The organism is Mesoflavibacter profundi (assembly GCF_014764305.1).
Lineage (GTDB): Bacteria > Bacteroidota > Bacteroidia > Flavobacteriales > Flavobacteriaceae > Mesoflavibacter > Mesoflavibacter profundi.
On the sequence record NZ_CP061703.1, the window covers coordinates 1,159,333 to 1,177,165 of the forward strand.

The 17,833-nt window shown below is 30.0% G+C and carries 16 protein-coding genes; 4 read left to right on the top strand and 12 right to left on the bottom strand.

The window, feature by feature from the left end; all coding sequences use genetic code 11:
- Nucleotides 1–8 precede the first annotated feature (8 nt).
- On the top strand, nucleotides 9–1,067 hold the full coding sequence (locus IFB02_RS05345) for a ferredoxin--NADP reductase (protein ID WP_191073104.1): 1,059 nt from the start codon (nucleotides 9–11) through the stop codon (nucleotides 1,065–1,067).
- A 188-nt stretch (nucleotides 1,068–1,255) separates the two neighbouring features.
- Here IFB02_RS05345 and IFB02_RS05350 read toward each other — a convergent pair whose 3' ends face one another.
- On the bottom strand, nucleotides 1,256–2,275 hold the full coding sequence (locus tag IFB02_RS05350) for a glycosyltransferase family 9 protein (protein WP_223878876.1): 1,020 nt from the start codon (nucleotides 2,273–2,275) through the stop codon (nucleotides 1,256–1,258).
- A gap of 23 nt (nucleotides 2,276–2,298) precedes the next feature.
- Complete coding sequence (locus tag IFB02_RS05355) at nucleotides 2,299–2,907, bottom strand: DUF4254 domain-containing protein (RefSeq protein WP_106688032.1); 609 nt, start codon at nucleotides 2,905–2,907, stop codon at nucleotides 2,299–2,301.
- 112 nt (nucleotides 2,908–3,019) lie between these two features.
- Here IFB02_RS05355 and upp point away from each other — a divergent pair, with 112 nt between their 5' ends.
- Complete coding sequence (gene upp / locus IFB02_RS05360) at nucleotides 3,020–3,679, top strand: uracil phosphoribosyltransferase (protein WP_106688033.1); 660 nt, start codon at nucleotides 3,020–3,022, stop codon at nucleotides 3,677–3,679.
- Here upp and IFB02_RS05365 read toward each other — a convergent pair.
- Nucleotides 3,668–4,591, bottom strand: a complete 924-nt coding sequence (locus IFB02_RS05365) for a DUF6427 family protein (RefSeq protein ID WP_146131254.1) — start codon at nucleotides 4,589–4,591, stop codon at nucleotides 3,668–3,670. The two genes, upp and IFB02_RS05365, sit on opposite strands and share 12 nt — an antisense overlap.
- 38 nt (nucleotides 4,592–4,629) lie before the next feature.
- Between IFB02_RS05365 and IFB02_RS05370 the strand changes: the two genes are divergently transcribed.
- Nucleotides 4,630–4,857 (top strand): DUF6341 family protein, encoded by a 228-nt coding sequence (locus IFB02_RS05370; protein ID WP_106688035.1) that lies wholly within the window; start codon nucleotides 4,630–4,632, stop codon nucleotides 4,855–4,857.
- Here the strand turns inward: IFB02_RS05370 and purD are convergent.
- Nucleotides 4,852–6,126: a phosphoribosylamine--glycine ligase gene (gene purD / locus IFB02_RS05375; protein WP_106688036.1), complete on the bottom strand. Its 1,275-nt coding sequence runs from the start codon at nucleotides 6,124–6,126 to the stop codon at nucleotides 4,852–4,854. The genes IFB02_RS05370 and purD overlap by 6 nt on opposite strands.
- Nucleotides 6,127–6,235: 109 nt before the next feature.
- On the opposite strand from purD, the gene IFB02_RS05380 reads away from it, so the two are divergent.
- Complete coding sequence (locus tag IFB02_RS05380; RefSeq protein ID WP_191073105.1) at nucleotides 6,236–7,543, top strand: phenylacetate--CoA ligase family protein; 1,308 nt, start codon at nucleotides 6,236–6,238, stop codon at nucleotides 7,541–7,543.
- 235 nt (nucleotides 7,544–7,778) lie between these two features.
- Here the strand turns inward: IFB02_RS05380 and IFB02_RS05385 are convergent, their stop codons facing one another.
- The 8 genes from IFB02_RS05385 to IFB02_RS05420 all read right to left on the bottom strand — a co-directional run bounded on the left by IFB02_RS05385 (nucleotide 7,779) and on the right by IFB02_RS05420 (nucleotide 17,832).
- Nucleotides 7,779–8,201 (bottom strand): hypothetical protein, encoded by a 423-nt coding sequence (locus IFB02_RS05385; RefSeq protein WP_191073106.1) that lies wholly within the window; start codon nucleotides 8,199–8,201, stop codon nucleotides 7,779–7,781.
- A 699-nt stretch (nucleotides 8,202–8,900) separates the two neighbouring features.
- Nucleotides 8,901–9,674, bottom strand: coding sequence for a glycosyltransferase family 2 protein (locus IFB02_RS05390; RefSeq protein ID WP_191073107.1), 774 nt, complete (start codon nucleotides 9,672–9,674; stop codon nucleotides 8,901–8,903).
- Nucleotides 9,674–11,086: an exopolysaccharide biosynthesis polyprenyl glycosylphosphotransferase gene (locus tag IFB02_RS05395; protein ID WP_106688039.1), complete on the bottom strand. Its 1,413-nt coding sequence runs from the start codon at nucleotides 11,084–11,086 to the stop codon at nucleotides 9,674–9,676. Before IFB02_RS05395 ends, IFB02_RS05390 begins: the two co-directional genes overlap by 1 nt.
- 3 nt (nucleotides 11,087–11,089) lie before the next feature.
- Nucleotides 11,090–12,079 (bottom strand): UDP-glucuronic acid decarboxylase family protein, encoded by a 990-nt coding sequence (locus IFB02_RS05400; protein WP_106688040.1) that lies wholly within the window; start codon nucleotides 12,077–12,079, stop codon nucleotides 11,090–11,092.
- Nucleotides 12,080–13,378, bottom strand: a complete 1,299-nt coding sequence (locus IFB02_RS05405; RefSeq protein WP_106688041.1) for a UDP-glucose dehydrogenase family protein — start codon at nucleotides 13,376–13,378, stop codon at nucleotides 12,080–12,082. It abuts the gene before it with no gap.
- A gap of 6 nt (nucleotides 13,379–13,384) precedes the next feature.
- Nucleotides 13,385–15,343 (bottom strand): polysaccharide biosynthesis protein, encoded by a 1,959-nt coding sequence (locus tag IFB02_RS05410; RefSeq protein WP_106688042.1) that lies wholly within the window; start codon nucleotides 15,341–15,343, stop codon nucleotides 13,385–13,387.
- Between the two features lie 34 nt (nucleotides 15,344–15,377).
- Nucleotides 15,378–16,700 carry an O-antigen polysaccharide polymerase Wzy gene (locus IFB02_RS05415; protein ID WP_106688043.1) on the bottom strand — a complete coding sequence of 441 codons (1,323 nt, stop codon included), beginning with the start codon at nucleotides 16,698–16,700 and terminating at the stop codon, nucleotides 15,378–15,380.
- Entirely contained in the window at nucleotides 16,693–17,832 is a 1,140-nt protein-coding gene (locus tag IFB02_RS05420) for a DegT/DnrJ/EryC1/StrS family aminotransferase (RefSeq protein ID WP_106688044.1), read from the bottom strand. Before IFB02_RS05420 ends, IFB02_RS05415 begins: the two co-directional genes overlap by 8 nt.
- Between the last annotated feature and the right edge of the window lies 1 nt (nucleotide 17,833).

Consider the following 17,833-nt stretch of genomic DNA (forward strand, 5'->3'; position numbering starts at 1 on the left):
ATACAATTATGTCTCAATTTAATACCCTAACTATACAAGATATTACGCGTCAAACCGATAAATGTGTTGCAATAACTTTTAATGTGCCAGATCATTTAAAGGATTATTATCAATTTAAAGCAGGACAATACATTACTTTAAAAACCACGTTAAATGGTGCTGAAGTAAGACGTGATTATTCTTTATGTACATCGCCTTCTAGCGGAAAATTAACCGTTGCTGTTAAAGAAGTAGAAAGCGGTACATTTTCTAAATACGCCAATCAAACTTTAAAAGTTGGAGATACTTTAGACGTTGCAAAACCACAAGGTCGATTTACTTTTACGCCAGACACTTCAAAAACTAGAACCATTGCTGCATTTGCTGCAGGAAGCGGAATTACTCCAGTTTTAAGCATTTTAAAAACTGTATTAGAGGAAGAACCAAATAGTAAATTTGTGCTTGTCTACGGTAACAAAACATTAAACGATACCATTTTTTTAAATGAACTTTTAGATATTCAAAATCAATATAGTGACCGTTTGACTATACAATTTGTTTACAGTCAATCCCAAGAAACAGACGCTCTTTTTGGTAGAATTGAAAAAAGCACAGTAAACTTTATTGTAAAAAATAAATACAAAGAAGAAGTTATAGATGCTTTTTACCTTTGTGGACCAGAAGGTATGATTAACACAGTAAAAGACGTGTTAGCAGAAAATAATATTGAAGATGATAACATATTTTTTGAATTATTTTCTTCTAAAACCGAAGTTCCTGTAGAAGAAGTTGAAGCTATTAGCAACGGTAATTCTAAAATTACAATTATTGTAGATGATGAAGAGAAAACTTTTACAATGCCACAAACTCAATCTGTTTTAGAAGCTGCTTTAGATCATGATTTAGATGCACCTTATTCTTGTCAAGGTGGAATATGTAGTAGTTGTATAGCAAGAGTTAAAGACGGTAAAGCTACAATGCGACAAAACAACATTTTAACAGATAATGAAGTTGCAGAAGGACTAATATTAACTTGCCAAGCACATCCAACATCTGCATCGATTATTGTGGATTATGATGATGTTTAATCGCTTTATCGATTAAATGTGTATTTTGTCGATTTTACTAACTTAACTAATCGTACTTTTTAAAGTAAATCATTAATCTGTTACTTTAGCAGCAGATTATAATGCTACAATGTGTTAGTTTAAGGGATAATATTAATATTTATTAGTAGTTACAATCTACAAGCCTCAAAGTCTTTTTTGAGGCTTTTTTAGTTATTAACAATGGTATTTATTGTATTTACAATTGTTTTCACTTCAATATTACCAGCAGCATTTTTATAGTTTAACGGATATTTATTCCCATAAATAGAAGTAGGTATTTTAGGATAAATGGTTCTATCTGGTACTAAATGATTTTTTAAAGGTGTATTAAACGCTGTAAATCCAGCATACGGATGTGTTACGCCCCAAATTGTAACCACTTGTATTCCGTACATGGCTGCAATATGTGCGTTACCAGAATCCATTGCAAGCATAAGATCTAGATTAGAAATTAAATCTAATTCTTTTTCAAAAGATAATTGTCCAGCTATAACATGAGTGTTTTGTAAATTTTTAGCTAAAGTGTTTAGCTGTTCAGCTTCATTTTTTGCGCCAAATAAAAATACTTCAAAATGCATATTTAAGTTAGAAACAACCTCTTTCATCTTAGATAAAGGATACATTTTTGAAGGGTATTGTGCAAAAGGCGCAATACCAATCCATTTTTTATTAGATGGATGGATTTGTTTTACAATTACTTCTGGTATTGGTTGTCTTTTAGGAAATGTTGGATTTGATAAGTCTAAAGAATAGCCCAATTTTATAAACACATCGGCATATCTTTGGTGTGTTGTTTTTAAAGGTGTAAAATTTTCACCTTTAATTAATGCCTTCTTCTCTGCTCTTCCTTTATCGATTTGCACAAACGTCTTATTAAAGAAAAATAACTTTAAAATTTTAGTACGTAAAACATTATGTAAATCGGCAACTTTATCAATGTTTAGCGCTTTTAATTCTTTATACAGTTTATACAACCCAAAAATGCCTTTATGCTTTTGTTTATCGTCAAAAATAAATACCGAAGTATTGGGTAAATCTTTAAAAAAAGGCGCAAAAAAAGGTCGCGTTAACACCGTTAACTTGACCTTTGGATGTTGTTGTGTAAATGCACGTAACACAGGAACTGTCATAGCAACATCGCCCATTGCAGAGAGACGAATAACTAATATATGCTGTGTTTTTGGCATTTCAACTTATATTTTAAGTGAAATTATTTTTGATTTCTTAACACAGGATTAAGCTCGTCGTCGTTATACATTTTCATTTGCTTGTATACTTTCATATACTTATCTCCTTTAGAAATATCGTCTAAAAGTGTATCTATAGCTGTGCTTAAATCTACACGTTGCTCTAATAATACGTCAAGTTTTTTCTGGCAAGCATCTCTATGTGCTTCAGTTGCATCTTCACGTGTTGCTTCCTCGTGCATGTGATAAATTTTTAATGCTAAGATTGATAATCTATCAATTCCCCAAGCTGGACTTTCGGTATTTATAGTTGCGTCTGCTTTAGGTGTAACGTCTTTATATTTTTCTAAAAAGTAACTATCAATATACTCTACCATATCTGTTCTGTCTTGGTTAGAGGCATCAATTTGTCTTTTTAATTTTAATGCTGCTACAGGATCTATTTGCGGATCTCTAATAATATCTTCGTAATGCCACTGTACAGTATCTATCCAACATTTTCTGTAAAGTAAATGTTCTAATAAGTTAGTTTTTTCGTCATAAATATTAGTAAACGGTTGATCTACTGTATTTATAACATGGTATTTTTCAATTACATCTTGAAAGATTTTATTCGCTTTATCTGTAAACATAGTTTGTTATTTAAGTGCGTAAAATTACGCATTTTAAAATAAAATAGCCTTATCCTAAAACGGCTTTAATAAATAATAATAAATTTGCATTTCAACTTAATAGTTTTCTAAAATGATTGTTCATAATTTATCTGAAAAAAATTCGATTATTAATCAATTTATCGCCGAGTTAAGAGATGTAAATGTCCAAAAAGACAGCATGCGATTTAGACGAAATATAGAGCGCATAGGTGAAATATTAAGTTACGAAATGAGTAAGACTTTAAACTATACAAACAAAACCATCACTACGCCATTAGCAGAGATGGATGTTAAAACTTACGTTAACGATCTTGTATTATGCTCTGTCTTACGTGCTGGCGTACCTTTACACAATGGATTATTAAACTATTTTGATGCTGCAGAAAATGCGTTTATTTCTGCATACAGACATCACAAAGACAATCCAGATTCTTTTGAAATTGTTGTTGAATATTTAGCTTGTCCAGATTTAAATAACAAAACTTTAATCTTGGCAGATCCAATGCTAGCTACAGGACAATCTTTAGTTGCTACTTATAAAGCTTTACAACCTTTTGGAGTACCAAAAAACTTACACATCTTTGCTGTTCTTGGCGCGAAAGAAGGTGTAGATTATTTAGAAAAGCACTTGCCAAAAGATGCACATTTATGGATTGCGACAGTAGACAAAGAATTAAACAGTAAAGGCTATATCGTACCTGGTTTAGGCGATGCAGGAGATTTAGCTTTTGGCGAAAAACTACAACATTAATAATAGTATTGGTACAACTACAATTAAAGCTAAAAAGGTTTCTTTAAACCATTTTTCTTTGATTGTTTCTATATAATTCATAAAAATAACAGCAAGTGGCGAAAACAGATACAAAAATTCGCTACCATTTTTATTTGGCGCAATTACAACAATACAACTAGCCAATATACAAGCGGCAAACATTATTTTATATGATGGTCTATAACTACGCATTTTCTTTTTAATGTCTGCTAAGTAAAATAAAGACGACCATAACCCAAAAGACAACAGCAATGTTATTGCACCAATAAACTGAAACGAATTATAAGCCGTATAATTAAAATTTACACTAAAATTTTGAGGTAATAATGAAGTAAAATCTTCATGCAAAATTACTGATAATGCTACCAAAATTATCGCAACACATAAGAGTCCTAAAAATGGAATAATGTATAATTGAAATTTAGTTTCAGAAAAAAATAATAATGCAATAATTATTAGCGGAAAAAACAAAATAGACCAGAAATAAAATACCGAAGATAAACCAATTAAAAATCCTGCATCAAATACTTTTTTAATTAAATCTTTTTTAGACCTAACACTTATAATTCGTCTTAAAGCCAATAAAATAAACAGATTAGACGCAATAATTTTTATTGACAAAAATGATTGAGGTAATGCAAGAAAAAATAATGCAACAACTAAAATCTCATAATTATTTTGTTGCGATAGTCCATTTTTTAAGACAATAAAATTTAAAATAAGCACACTAAAAAAAGCGCCAAGAAAAGCAAAGATATGCTCCACTAATCCATTAGAATTATTGCTAAAAAAGTTAAACTTAAAACCCAAAACTAAGTAAGCAATTAACATAATACTAAAGACTATTATGTAATTAATTGGTTTTGATTTACTAAAAATTGTTGTAATCATTAACTCTTTTTGTATTTTTGCTGTATAAATATACAATCATGAAAGATTTTTTTAACGCAATACAAGATTTATTTGTTAACGTATTATTTGCTCCTTTAGATGCATTAAGAAACTTAGAACTTGAAAATTGGTGGGCAGCCAATATCATGAACTGGTTATTTATGATTATAGGATTTGTTGCTTTTGTTTACTGGATGAAGCAATTAAAAATATTTAACGATAACAACGAAGAGGATAAAAGTATCTCGTCTCATTCTTTTTTATAAGTCGAAACCAATATCCTTACGATAATACATCTTATCAAACTTTAGATTATTTTCTATAGTTTGGTAAGATTTTTTTATGGCCTCTTGATACGTTTCTCCGTAACTTGTAACTGCCATAACACGTCCGCCAGACGTTACTATTTTACCGTCTTTTTCTTGTGCTCCAGCATGAAATAAAATAGACTCTGTTGGCTTTTCTACTCCAAAAATTTCTTTTCCTTTTTCGTAAGCTTCAGGATATCCGCCAGACACTAACATGATTGTTGTTGCTGCTCTTTGATCTACTTCTAAAATGATTTTATCTAAAGTTTGAGTCGCTATAGCATCCATCAAAACGACAAAGTCGTTTTTAAGTCTTGGTAGAACTACTTCGGTTTCTGGATCACCCATACGCACGTTATACTCTATCACTTTAGGATCGTCACCAACTTTAATTAAGCCAATAAACACAAACCCTTTGTATGGCAAATTGTCTTTTTGTAAACCTTCAATAGTTGGTTTTACAATTTGGTTTTCAATTTTATCTAAAAACGCTTGATCTGCGAATGGTACAGGAGATACTGCACCCATTCCGCCAGTATTTAAACCTGTATCACCTTCTCCAATACGCTTATAATCTTTTGCTGTTGGAAGTATTTTATAATTTTTACCATCGGTTAAAACAAAACAGCTTAATTCTATGCCGTCTAAAAACTCTTCGATAACTACTTTGGTACTAGCATCGCCAAATTTAGCATCTACAAGCATACTTTTTAGTTCGGCTTTAGCTTCATCTAAATCATTTAAAATCACAACACCTTTACCTGCTGCTAATCCGTCTGCTTTTAAAACGTAAGGCGGATTTAAAGTCTCTAAAAACGCATAGCCTTCTTCTACATTTTGCGCATTAAAACTTTGGTATGCTGCAGTAGGAATGTTGTGTCTAAATAAAAATTCTTTAGCAAATTCTTTACTACCTTCTAATGTTGCTGCTGCTTTTTGTGGTCCGATTACAGCTACATTTTTAAGCTCTTCGTCTGCTAAAAAATAATCATGAACACCTTGCACTAAAGGATCTTCTGGTCCAACAATAACCATTTCTATATTGTTGTTTAGTACTACGTCTTTTATGGCTGGAAAATCGGTTACCGAAACTGGTACATTTTTAGCAATTTTTGCAGTTCCAGAGTTTCCTGGTGCTACAAAAAGGTTACCACATTTTTCGCTTTGCGCTAATTTCCAAGTTATTGTATGTTCTCTTCCACCAGAACCTAATACTAAAATATTCATGAGTTGATTGTTGTGTTGTTTGGCACAAAAATAATTATTTAAAAGAATTCTGTTAGGATTTAATCAGATAGTTTTTATTTCTTTATTTTACAGTTTAAAATTCAACCTTTTGAAACGATTTGAATGGTCTTTACGTCTTAAAGGTTTCCCGATAAAGGAAGCTAAAAAAACCTTGCGCTTAATTGAAAGTTATGACGAGAAAGCGTACGCTAATTTTTTAAGCAGACAATTACGAAGTATCGTCCAATTTCACTTAGAAAACACGCCATTTTATCAAGAGTTATGTAACGGTGTTGACTCTAATAATTGGAACGAACTACCTGTGTTAACCAAAGCCAATTTACAGCAACCTTTAAAAGACCGTTTGTCTAACAAATACACCGAAAAAACGGTACATCAACATAAAACTTCTGGTTCTTCGGGTACGCCTTTTAGCTTTGCTAAAGACAATTTTGCACACGCAATGACTTGGGCTACGTTTATGCAACGTTACGCTTGGTATGATATTGATTTAAACACGTCTAAACAGGCGCGTTTTTATGGCATTCCGCTAGATAAAAAAGGGTATTACAAAGAGCGTTTAAAAGATTGGTTGGGTAATCGTTTTCGGTTTTCAGTGTTTGATTTGAGTGATGCTGCTTTAGAAACTGTATTGAAAAAGTTTAAGCATACTAAATTTGACTACATTAACGGTTATACCAGTAGCATTGTACAATTTGCTAAGTTTTTAGAGCGAAAAAATATCATTTTAAAAAATATTTGCCCAACGTTAAACGTATGTATTGTAACTTCTGAAATGCTTTTTGAAGCTGATAAACAATTACTTGAAAGACAATTTAATATCCCAATTGTTAACGAATATGGCGCTGCGGAATTAGGTTTAATCGCTTTCCAAAACAAAGACAAGCAATGGTTAGTTAACAGCAACCATTTATATGTTGAAATTTTAGACGATAATAATCAACCTTTACCTTACGGAGAGACAGGAAAAGTAGTAATTACTGATTTGTTTAATCGTGCGCATCCGTTTATACGTTACGAGCTTGGTGATATTGGACGTTTATCTAAAGCTAGTACATTGCAACAACCCATTTTAGAACAATTAACAGGTAGAACTAGTGACATTATTAAATTACCTAGTGGAAAAATGGCAGCAGGATTGACCTTTTATTACGTTACTAAAACCGTGATGGATACTAAAGCCAACGTTAAAGAGTTTGTAATCGAACAAACCCAATTGAACACATTTTTAATTAGTTATGTTGCTGAAAACTCTTTAACCAATGAGCAAAAACAAGCTGTGCAACTCGCGGTTGATAAATACTTAGAACCAAATCTTAAGCTAGTTTTTGAGCAAAAAGAAGTGTTACAACGTCAAAACAGTGGAAAGTTGAAGCAGTTTATTTCTTCTCTGTAGAAACAATCAACTTAGATTTTACTATTAAGCCTTTAATGGTGGAAAACTCCAACAGTGGCGAATAATTTCATACACTATTTGTTTTTTTGTATTTTTTAGTTAAAATAAAGTTTTGAGCGTGTCAAATCTCCATTTAAAACAAATATAGCAGAAAAGAACTGAATTTAAAGTTTAGCTCCTACCTGCTATTTTTTATGTATGTGATTATGCAGCCTAATTTTATTAATTAAGTTAATTAGCCAGTAGTAATAGTCATTGTACAACTACTATTACCTTCAGAATTTCCTTCACATTTACAATAGAAAGTCATTTCTCCTGTATTTGTATTAAAATTGCCTCCAGAATAGCAACAACCAGACCCTGAACATCTGACTACGATATCGCCAGGATCTTGAACTCTACCATAAAAAGTGCTATTTATAGATATTTCGTCAGTATTATATTTATAATTATTAATGTTTCTAGCAAAAATTATATTTTCAGTATCTCCATTTTCATTTATATAAGTGATTTCTACAGCAAATCCTTCATAATTATTTGGTGTTTCTAAATAATTTAGGTCAACTATTTCAACTTTGTCATTGAATATTTTTTGATTTAAATTACTAATAGACTTACTTAACGATAATCCATTAGGTGCAGTTAATTTAGAATTCAATGGATTGTTAGATTTGTCGATTTGAGTCTCTGAAGAATCTTGTGAGCACGAAATTACACCTAACGTAAGAATGAATACTGCTAAAATTTTTATTAATTTTTTCATAATTTCTAAAATTTAAAACCAGTTATTTATTTTAAACCGGTTGGTTAATATTTTTTTTATTAGCCGTAAATTTTAGTCGTTGGGTTTAGTCGTAATGCTATTTTAATAGTTTAGTCAGGCTATTATAATAAAAAACAAGCGCTTGTTATAGATTAATCTTGTTACCTATAAAATAAAATAAATACGACTAAATTTTCATTCTAGTTTTAAAGGCAGGATAAAACTATAGGAAAAAACTTCATACTATTTGTTTTTAATCGTTTTTTTTTGCGGTTTACCGAATAACTGTAATATTCACTCTTTTTTGTTGTGGTAAAAACCGTAATTAAAAATCATACATGTAGTTTTTAATATTGGTTTTCTTAAATTCACTTCGACTTCGCTCAGTGACCAAGATTAATATTTAAAAAAATGTAGTTGTTTGTTTTAAAATAGTAAAATAGTTCTCGATACAAATTTGTTCATGCTTCACAAATTGACTCGAACTAACGTGTATACTTATTTTGTAGAAACGATTTACCTTTGTTGCTGTTTAATTAATAATTTACAAAATGTGAGATGTCTCGCTATGCTAGATGCTAGACATGACAAAGACTATTTTATTTTGGTTATCAGCTTAGATTTTACCATAAAATGTTCCCAAAGAAAAATAAGCATTCTATAAAGCGATTTTATAGTACTAAACCCTAAGCCTTTTTTATAGACTAGGTAATTGTATTTAAGTAATTCTATTTTATTAGAAGAAATTGAATTTTGCCTAACACGATAATACGCTAAAGATTCTTGTATACCTAATGCTGGTTTACCAGACTTTTTAATTGCAGCTAACCATAATAACCAATCTTGTCTTTTTCTTAAATCGGGACTTGTTATTTTGCCTAAAGTTTTGGCATTGTACATTCCTGTTAAATTGCCAATGTAGTTTGTTTTTAAGTATTTATTATACGTAAGTTTTGGTATGGCTTGTACTAATTTGTTTAGCGGTTTAACGTTTTCATCTATTTGCTCGTAACTAGAAAAACTAACGTCACAATTATGAGTTTGCATAAATTGAATTTGTAGGTCTAGCTTATTGGGTTTCCATAAATCATCTGCATCTAAAAATGCGATGTAATCTCCTTTTGCTTCTAGTATTCCTTTGTTTCTGGATTGTGCAGCACCTAAATTGGTTGGATTTTGAAGTAGTTTGATGTTAGTGTATTTCTGCTTAAAATCTTCAACTATTTGAATGGTATTATCGGTTGAACCATCGTCTATAAGTAACAATTCCCAATTAGAATAGGTTTGATTTATAACGCTTTCAATAGTTTTCAGAATAAATTTTTCTGAATTATACATTGGCGTAATTATAGACACTAATGGCTGCATTAATAGGCTGTTTTTTGTCCTTTAAAAATATTTAAAACGGTTTGAAATATGATTTTTAGATCTAAAACTAACGACCAATTTTCTATATAAAAATTATCGTATTTAATTCGGTTTATAATATCTTCATCACTTTTAATTTCTCCGCGATATCCTTTTATTTGTGCTAATCCTGTTACGCCAGGTTTTACATTGTGCCTAAAGATAAAGTTGTATTTGTCTATTTTTTTAGAATAATCGTCTGTATAGGATAACATATGTGGTCTTGGTCCTACAACACTCATATCGCCTTTTAAAACGTTGTAAAACTGCGGAATTTCGTCTATGCTTGTTTTTCTTAAAAACTTACCAATTGTGGTTAATCTGTTATCATCTTGTGTGACGTAAGTTCCTTTAATTTCTTTGTTTTCTCTTAAGGATCTAAACTTATAGCAATCAAATTCTTTATAATTAATTCCGTTTCGTTTGTGTTTAAAAAACAATGGACCTTTAGATTCTAGTTTTATTAAAATAAACAACAATGGTGTTAACCATGATAGTATAAAAAACATTACCATTAAGGAAAAAACTATGTCGAAAAAGCGCTTTAAAAACTTATTAAAACCATCGTTTAGAGCCACTTCTTGCATTGATAAAACTGGCAAATAGTTATAATAGTCTGTTTTTAGCCTTTTGGTAAATAACTTGTTTGTTTTTGGAATAAACTTAATGTTACAATGGTGTAAATTAGCATATTTTACATACTCGTTGACTTGTTTTTCTGAAAGCTCGTCTATTGCGCAATAAATCTCATCTACACCAGAATTTTTGTTTAGATAATCAAAACTATCCTTTATTGTTCCTGTGATGTCTGGATTAGTGGTTTGATCTGCAAACATGCCTTTTAGATCATACCCTAATTCTTTTTTTAAATTAAAAAGTTGTTTTAATTCTAATGCACCTTCGCTTTTTCCAATAATGATGACACGTCTTACGTTTCCGTTTAAGTAACTTCTATACGTTTTTAAGGCATAAAAACTAACCAGTTTAACAAAGCCAATACATGCAAAACAATATAACAAGTAGTTTAATGTCGTAAATGCCTGTACATCTATACTTCTAAACACACCAATAAACGCATATACTATTATTGAAAACGCAAAAAACTGCTTAAATAAGAGCGATACAATGTTTATTGCAGATGTATATCTATAAACATTGTAAAAGTTAATTAAAGAGGTTGAAATAAACCATAATACTATAGAATAGACTATGTATAATAGATGTTTATTATTTAAATACGCTGAAGAGAAAAAATATAGATTTTCTTCATTAAAATTGAACACATAAAACGCAAAGATATTAATGACAAATATGTCAAATACTACTAGAAAAGGTCGTAGTAACCAAGAGTATCTTCCGCGTATAAATTCCATAAATTATTTATGGTAGTTTGTAAAATCTTTGTGTTCGCTTTTATATAGTTCGTCTTCAGTTAAACTTTTAAAATAATCGAATGTTTTTTTCATACCTTCTGCTCTGCCAACTTTTGGTTCCCAACCTAAAATATCTTTAGCTTTAGTAATATCTGGTTGACGCTGCATAGGATCGTCTACTGGTAAATCTTTATAGATTACTTTTTGGTCTGTTCCTGTTAATTGGATAATTTCTTCTGCAAAATCTTTAATTGAAATTTCATGAGGATTACCAATATTTACAGGATTTGCATAATCACTTAATAAAAGTTTGTAAATACCATCTACTTGATCTGACACGTAACAAAACGAACGTGTTTGAGAACCATCACCAAAAACGGTTAAGTCTTCACCACGTAAGGCTTGTCCCATAAATGCTGGTATAACACGACCATCGTTAAGTCGCATTCTTGGTCCGTAAGTATTAAAAATACGAACTATTCTAGTTTCTAAACCATGAAATCTGTGATATGCCATAGTAATGGCTTCTTGAAAGCGTTTAGCTTCGTCATATACACCTCTTGGTCCAATGGTGTTTACATTACCATAATAATCTTCTGTTTGAGGATGTACTAATGGATCACCATACACTTCTGATGTAGAAGCAATAAGCATTCTAGCGCCTTTAGATCGTGCTAATCCTAAACAGTTATGTGTACCTAAACTACCTACTTTTAAGGTTTGAATAGGAATTTTTAAATAATCTATTGGGCTTGCTGGTGATGCAAAATGAAGGATATAATCTAAATCACCTTCTATATTGATGTAATTGGTTACATCATGCTCTACAAACCTGAAATTAGAGTTTCCTGTAAGGTGAGCGATATTTTTGGAATCGCCGGTAATAAAGTTATCCATACCGATAACAAAATAACCTTCGCTAACAAACTTATCACATAAATGAGACCCTAAAAAGCCTGCTGCACCTGTAATTAAAACTCTTTTTTGACTCATTTATCTACCTATTGAAATGTATTTAAAACCTTCGTTTTGTACTTCTTTAACCTCGTATAAATTACGACCATCAAAAATGGTGTGACTTGCCATTAAGTCTTTCATTTTTGAAAAATTTGGTGTTCTAAATATACTCCATTCTGTAGAAATTACTAATGCATCTACATCTTTTAACGCATCATACATATTATCTGCAAAGGTAATTTTATCTCCTAATTTACGCTTTACATTTGGCATTGCTTCTGGATCAAAAGCAACAATGTTACAACCTTGAGCTAAAAGCTGATCAATCATATATAATGAAGGCGCTTCACGAATATCGTCTGTTTCTGGTTTAAAGGCTAATCCCCAAATGGCAATAGTTTTTCCTTTTAAATTATTATCAAAATGATTTTCTATTTTTGGAATTAGAACTAATTTTTGCCTAGCATTAACATTGATTACAGCATCTAAAATTTTGAAATTGTAACTATTATCTAAACCTGATTTGTGTAAGGCTTTAACATCCTTTGGGAAACATGATCCGCCATATCCAATTCCTGGAAATAAGAATCTTTTACCAATACGCGAGTCTGTTCCCATACCAATACGTACTTTATCTACATCTGCTCCAACTTTTTCACAGAAGTTGGCTATCTCATTCATAAACGTGATTTTTGCGGCTAAAAATGAGTTTGATGCGTATTTAGTAAGTTCGGCAGATTTTTCATCCATTATAATAATTGGATTGCCAGATCTTACGTATGGTTTGTATAGCTTTTCCATTAGCTTGGTCGCACGATCGCTACTAGAACCTATAACTATACGTTCTGGTTTTAAAAAGTCGTCTACAGCAAATCCTTCACGTAAAAATTCTGGATTAGAAACTACATCAAAATCTACTGTTGCGTGTTTTGCTATTGTAGCTTTTACTTTATCTGAAGTACCAACTGGAACTGTACTTTTATCAACGATTACTTTATAGTCTTTGATTAGTTTTCCTATATCGTCTGCAACACCTAAAATATATTTTAAGTCTGCAGAGCCATCTTCGTCTTCTGGTGTTGGTAATGCAAGGAAAATGATATCTCCATGCTCTAATCCTTCTTCTAATTTGGTTGAAAATTTTAAGCGATTTGCTTTTATATTTCTTTCAAAAAGTACATCTAAATGTGGTTCGTAAATTGGGACTTCTCCTTTTTGCATTTTATTGACCTTTTCTTGATCAATATCTATACATAATACTTCGTTTCCTGTTTCGGCTAAACATGTTCCGGTTACTAATCCTACGTAACCTGTACCAATTACGGCTATCTTCATTGGGAATTATACTATTTTTTTATCAAAAATTTCGTAATCAGAATTCATACTTAAAAATTCTGGTACTATGTCTTTCATTTTTTTAACTATTGCATTTTTGTCTTCTTCTTTTGCAATAGCTATTAATTGATGAATATGGTTGTTGATTTCTAAATGCGAATAACTTTCTACTTTAGCAATCATTATTTTTTCGTTGTACGTTGGTAAAGTTGTGGATTTATCACTTAATAGTTCTTCATATAGTTTTTCTCCTGGTCTTAATCCTACTACTTTTATATCTATATCTTTATAAGGAACAAATCCTGCAAGTCTTATAATTTTTTTAGCTAAATCTATAATCTTAACCGCTTCACCCATGTCAAAAATAAAGATTTCTCCTCCATTACCCATTGCTCCAGCTTCTAAAACTAGCTGACAAGCTTCTGGAATGGTCATAAAGTATCTTATAATATCTGGATGTGTAATTGTTAATGGTCCGCCTTCTTCAATTTGTCTTTTAAACAAAGGAACAACAGAACCGTTACTTCCTAATACGTTACCAAATCTTGTTGTGACAAAGTGTGTTGTGGTGTTGTTCTCTTTAGATACTTTTTGTTGTAGTGCTTGAACATACATTTCTGCTATTCGTTTTGATGCACCCATGACGTTACTTGGATTTACCGCTTTGTCTGTAGATACCATAACAAATTTTTCGGCTTTAAAACGGTATGCTAAGTCTGCTACATTTTTAGATCCTAAAACATTTGCAAATATGGCTTCGGATGGATGTCTTTCCATTAACGGAACATGCTTATATGCTGCTGCATGATATACTACATTGGGTTGGTGAGTTTTAAAAACTTCTTCTAGTATATGTTCTTTCCTTACATCTGCTATTATTGCTTCGTAATTTAACTCTGGAAAATCTCTTTTAATTTCTAACTGAATGTTATATAAAGGCGATTCTGCTTGATCTAATATTAAAAGTTTACTTGGTTTATAGTTTGCAACTTGTCTTACAATTTCACTTCCAATAGATCCTGCTCCACCTGTTACTAATATACATTTATTAAAAATTTCTTTAGCAACTAATTTATTATCAAGTTTAATTGGATCTCTTTCTAAAATATCTTCGATTTGTATTTTTTGAATCTGAGAAGATAAGTTTGTATTAGTTTCTATATCAGAAATTAATGGTGCTCTAAATACTTTGTAATTATACTCTAAGCAGCTGTCTACGATATTAATGCTTTCTTCTTTTGTTATCGTATTATCTGCTAATATCAAAGCTTGCGCATTGTAAATTCTTAAAATCACAGCAATCTTTCGATTTATGTGAATTATTGGTAACCCTAAGATTTCTTTACTTTTATTTTTACCATCTCTATCTATAAATCCTAAAACATTATACCTAGCTGGTTTTTCAGACTTAAGCGCTGTAGCTATTGCTATTGCATTTTCGCCTGTTCCATAAACGAGTACATTTAACCTAGATTCGTAATCATTATATCTTTGGTATACTTCAAAAACTTGCTTTACTAATACTCTAAATAAGAATAATCCGCAAAAAGATATTACCGAGTATATTAACAATTTTGGAATAAAGAAAATCTCTTCTTCTACAAAGAAATAGTACGAATAATGAATTATAACTAAAGATGCTAATGTAGCTAATGTCGCCACAATAAATTTTGCTGCATCTATAAATGTAGAGTGCCTTATTAATCCTGCATAGGTCCTGAAAAGGATAAAAAATAAGATGTTTACTACTAATAGTATTACCTCTTGTTTAGTAAACGAAATGTCTAACAATATAGTTTTTTGGACATTACTAACTATTAGTTTTGTTACAAAAAGTGATAATACAAGTATTATAGAATCAAAACATAAAATAGCCCATCTTGGTAAGTAACCAATACTTTTAAAATCTATCCTTTTACGGCTAGATTCTATTACTTGTTTAAAGGCTTGTTTTAGCTTTCCCATTACAACATCTAAGCTTTTATTTTAAGCAAAGATGCTAATTTTTTGCTAATTTTTTTATGTTTTTGTGGTTTAAAAGGATATAAATAAGGCAAATTAACAATATTGAACCTATTAAATTTGCAAACAAAGCTCTTAAACTTCCTCTTAATAATATAAATTCAAATGGAAGAAGTATAAAATATATGAGTATAAATATGCTCTTTTTTTTGTTATTAGACCAAAACTTCTTGTCAATGTAAGCATTTAAAAATGCAATTAAAATAATAAATAAAATAACACCAATATATCCAAAATTTAAATAGCCTTCTGCAAAATAACCTATTGCAATGTTTGAAAACCCGTCATAATCTATTGATTTTACTAAAATTTTATTACTGTTTAAAGGTTTTGATGTCCATAAATCTGAAGGAACAAAAAACAAAATAATTGCTAGTAATTGTTCTCCATATGTTATAGAACAATGTTTAATTAAATTGATTGAATTTTGAAAAGAATCAAAATGCGCATCAATAAAAACATTGGTTTTAAAAGGATTATTATAAATATTGTGGTTATATCTATAGTGATGTAAATAAGGAAACACAATCATTAATCCAATAGAGAAAATATAATTAAACGTGTTTTTGATATAGATAGGTTTAAAATACACAAACAATAAAGGTAGATAGACAACAGCTACTTTAAATCTTGGTATTGAAGTAGGAATATTTAATAAAATGGTTAATAAGAGTAAAGTAACTTCTAGCTTAATATTGTTTTTATTAGATAGTTTCAAAAATAACAAACTAAATAGAGGAACTAGTCTTAATGTATTTACTATGGAAGTTAATGGTTTATAACTTTCTCTAGAAAAAAGAATTAATGATTTTCTAGATATTAAAATATCTAAATTGAAATTAAAATAAATTAATATTATTAAGGATGTAAATAAAGAAAGTAATAGTAAAATCTTTTTATCATAATAAAAATCAAAAGTCCGCCTTTTCTTTATAGACAATTCGTTATTGTTTTTATTGAATATTTTATTGTATAAGATATTATAAATCAATAAGATTACTAAATAAAAAACACCTCCTTTAATGTAATCTAAATCATTTAAAGAACTTAATTTATTTAAAAAGACAATATTATTTTTATACTGAATTACTGGAGCTATTCCAATAAAGAATAAAAAAAATAAATTAAAAATATTATGTAAAGAAAAGGGTAAGGCTTTATTAGAAAAGATTTGAGTTGTTGAAATAACAACGATAGAAAAATAGATAAAAATAAGTTCTAGATTATACCTATTCCCATTATCTAAAAAAATAATGAATGATAACAGGATCAGTACAATTAGACTATTTTTATTAATCATTAAATAAGCTTATTAATGTATTTTTAATTCTTTCTAATTCTTCATTTTCTAATTTTGAACCACTTGGAAGACATAATCCATTTTTAAAAAGTTGTTCTGAAATATTAGTTCCATAATAAGGGTATTTATTAAAAACAGGTTGTAAATGCATAGGTTTCCACAAGGGTCTTGATTCTATATTTTCTTCAAGTAATTTTGAATAAATATCTTCTCTAGTAATTTTAGATTTACTTAGATCTATTAATATACAAGTTAACCAATGATTTGACACAAACTGACTTGAAGGCTCTGCAAAGACTGATATACCATCAATGTCTTTAAATATTTCATTATAAAACTTATTGTTGTTTTGTCTTAATCCAATATGTTTATCTAAAACTTCCATTTGACCGCGACCAATTCCAGCAGAAATATTACTCATTCTGTAATTATAACCTATCTCAGTATGCTCGTAATGTGGTGTATTTTCTCTTGCTTGAGTAGCATAATATATCGTTTTGTTTTTTTGTTCTATTGATCTACAAACTAATGCTCCTCCACCAGAAGTGGTTATAATTTTATTTCCATTAAATGATAATATTGAAAATTCTCCAAAAGTACCACATTTTTGATTGTTATATGTAGATCCTAATGCTTCTGCTGCATCTTCAATAACTGGTATGTCATATTTTTTTGCAACGTCAATTATCTTATCAATTTGTGCAGGCATTCCGTATAAATGCACCACTATTATTGCTTTGATAGTTTTACCCTTAGATTTTCTATCAATAATGGCTTGTTCTAAATAATCAGGACACATATTCCATGTTTTAGATTCACTATCAACAAATACAGGATTTGCTCCTAAATATGTAATTGGGTTAGCCGTGCCACAAAATGTAAAGCTTTGACAAATCACCTCATCTCCTTTACTTACACCTAATTGTAATAATGCAAGATGAATAGCAGCTGTTCCAGACGATAAACAAGCTATAAAACTATTTTTGTTACTTAAATAATTCTCTAAGTCTGTTTCAAATCCTGTTACATTTGGTCCTAATGGAGCAATCCAATTGTCTTGAAAAGCTTCATTAATATATTTTTGTTCTGATCCACCCATATGAGGTGTAGATAACCATATTTTTGATTTCATA

Excerpts from the sequence above, each read along its gene's own strand:
- IFB02_RS05345 (WP_191073104.1), top strand. The coding sequence starts at position 9 with ATGTCTCAATTTAATACCCTAACTATACAAGATATTACGCGTCAAACC.
- IFB02_RS05350 (WP_223878876.1), bottom strand. The coding sequence starts at position 2,275 with ATGCCAAAAACACAGCATATATTAGTTATTCGTCTCTCTGCAATGGGC.
- IFB02_RS05355 (WP_106688032.1), bottom strand. The coding sequence starts at position 2,907 with ATGTTTACAGATAAAGCGAATAAAATCTTTCAAGATGTAATTGAAAAA.
- upp (WP_106688033.1), top strand. The coding sequence starts at position 3,020 with ATGATTGTTCATAATTTATCTGAAAAAAATTCGATTATTAATCAATTT.
- IFB02_RS05365 (WP_146131254.1), bottom strand. The coding sequence starts at position 4,591 with ATGATTACAACAATTTTTAGTAAATCAAAACCAATTAATTACATAATA.
- IFB02_RS05370 (WP_106688035.1), top strand. The coding sequence starts at position 4,630 with ATGAAAGATTTTTTTAACGCAATACAAGATTTATTTGTTAACGTATTA.
- purD (WP_106688036.1), bottom strand. The coding sequence starts at position 6,126 with ATGAATATTTTAGTATTAGGTTCTGGTGGAAGAGAACATACAATAACT.
- IFB02_RS05390 (WP_191073107.1), bottom strand. The coding sequence starts at position 9,674 with ATGCAGCCATTAGTGTCTATAATTACGCCAATGTATAATTCAGAAAAA.
- IFB02_RS05395 (WP_106688039.1), bottom strand. The coding sequence starts at position 11,086 with ATGGAATTTATACGCGGAAGATACTCTTGGTTACTACGACCTTTTCTA.
- IFB02_RS05400 (WP_106688040.1), bottom strand. The coding sequence starts at position 12,079 with ATGAGTCAAAAAAGAGTTTTAATTACAGGTGCAGCAGGCTTTTTAGGG.
- IFB02_RS05405 (WP_106688041.1), bottom strand. The coding sequence starts at position 13,378 with ATGAAGATAGCCGTAATTGGTACAGGTTACGTAGGATTAGTAACCGGA.
- IFB02_RS05410 (WP_106688042.1), bottom strand. The coding sequence starts at position 15,343 with ATGGGAAAGCTAAAACAAGCCTTTAAACAAGTAATAGAATCTAGCCGT.
- IFB02_RS05415 (WP_106688043.1), bottom strand. The coding sequence starts at position 16,700 with ATGATTAATAAAAATAGTCTAATTGTACTGATCCTGTTATCATTCATT.
- IFB02_RS05420 (WP_106688044.1), bottom strand. The coding sequence starts at position 17,832 with ATGAAATCAAAAATATGGTTATCTACACCTCATATGGGTGGATCAGAA.